General features: G+C 55.9%; 1 protein-coding gene and 2 pseudogenes. 1 reads left to right on the forward strand and 2 read right to left on the reverse strand.

Features of this window, described 5'->3' with window-relative positions; genetic code table 11:
* Positions 1-127 (forward strand): annotated as a pseudogene (locus EU800_RS26005) (IS3 family transposase); the annotation flags it as partial.
* A 42-nt stretch (positions 128-169) separates the two neighbouring features.
* Here EU800_RS26005 and EU800_RS26010 read toward each other — a convergent pair.
* Positions 170-1,144, reverse strand: a complete 975-nt coding sequence (locus EU800_RS26010) for a CHAT domain-containing protein (protein ID WP_129636347.1) — start codon at positions 1,142-1,144, stop codon at positions 170-172.
* Between the two features lie 19 nt (positions 1,145-1,163).
* Positions 1,164-1,290 (reverse strand): annotated as a pseudogene (locus EU800_RS26015) (IS481 family transposase); the annotation flags it as partial.

The following is a 1,290-nucleotide window of genomic DNA, read 5'->3' on the forward strand; positions in this document are numbered from 1 at the left end:
GGCGCCCGGCCACAAGATCTATCCATACCTTCTGCGCAAGCTCGCCGTGACACGACCCAACCAGGTCTGGGCCATGGACATCACCTACATCCCCATGGCCCGAGGGTTCGTCTACCTGACAGCGGTCCCTTCGGTTGCAAGGCTGGCGCTTCACGGATTTTTCGTTCTTTTATCGTGCCCCCACCAACGAGAAAGCTCCCCAAAGAGCGGGATGAGATAAGTTGGCTAACCTATCGTCGTTTGCCACCTCTACCATGGAGATTCTTAGCGCTTCAGCCGGAGAAACGTTGGTATCGCCTGCCGCAAGCGTTAAAAATCTGGGCATCAAAAGAAACGGGGTCTGCGACAGAATGGTCCAGTGGCTGACGACAAGCGACTGCGCCCCCGCACGAAAAAAACCGCTGGCAAGACCCGAGAGTCCGGGCGCTCCAGGGCGTCCTGAAGCCGACGCCGTGTTGCATGCAGCAAGCACAACTATCTCAGCGTTGAGGTCCAGTTGAGCAATTTCACTGACCGTTAGAAGGCCGTCGTCCCTCTCTGTAGCTTCAGCCGGGGGCGTGAGGATTAGAGCGGGTTCGTTCAAGTTGTCAAATGCGCCGGACACAATCGCATGGGTTGAAAAGGCGATCACTCCCGTGCCCTGATAGTCAACGTCCTTTGCTGCAGCTTCTGTCGCCTGACCCTGAAGCAGGATTTGACGTTCTTCCGGTGGGGCGATCTTAGCCATTTCATTGACCTCTTTCGCAGTCACGGGCAATCGCTCGAAAGCCTTCTTGACGACGGTTGGATCCGCCAAACCAGTGGAATTGTTGATCGCAGCTCTGGTGACATTGTTCCTACTTCCGCCGCTCTCCCCTTCCAGAACCGGGTCACCGAACCCTACGAATCCATCACGTCCCTCCACGCCGGGCGGAGCGGTACGAAGTTGAACAAACGTTCTCGGCGATGGAACTAAACGAAGCGCGTGTGTCAGTCCAAGGAAACGAAAATCCCCGTAGCCCGCACCCAGCTTGGGATCCATAGAGGGCGCGGGTCGGGCAAGAATACCAAGTGGAATTTCTTGTGCTGATTGATCGGGTACGACTGTGATATTGGAGAGACCGCCGATATAGTCCTCGAAGGGGGCAAAGAGGATGTCGTACAGCTTCGAGGATGCTTCGAGACTAGGTGTTCAGTCCCGGCATTTGGTGGATCGGATCGACATTGAATCTGTCTGGCTCTGAAGTCCAGATCTTGCAGATGTATTCGTATGGCGTGAGACCGCTGAGGGTCTTGAGCCTTCGGGCGAAG

It is taken from the genome of Tropicimonas sp. IMCC6043 (assembly GCF_004146235.1).
Taxonomy (GTDB): Bacteria; Pseudomonadota; Alphaproteobacteria; order Rhodobacterales; family Rhodobacteraceae; genus Tropicimonas.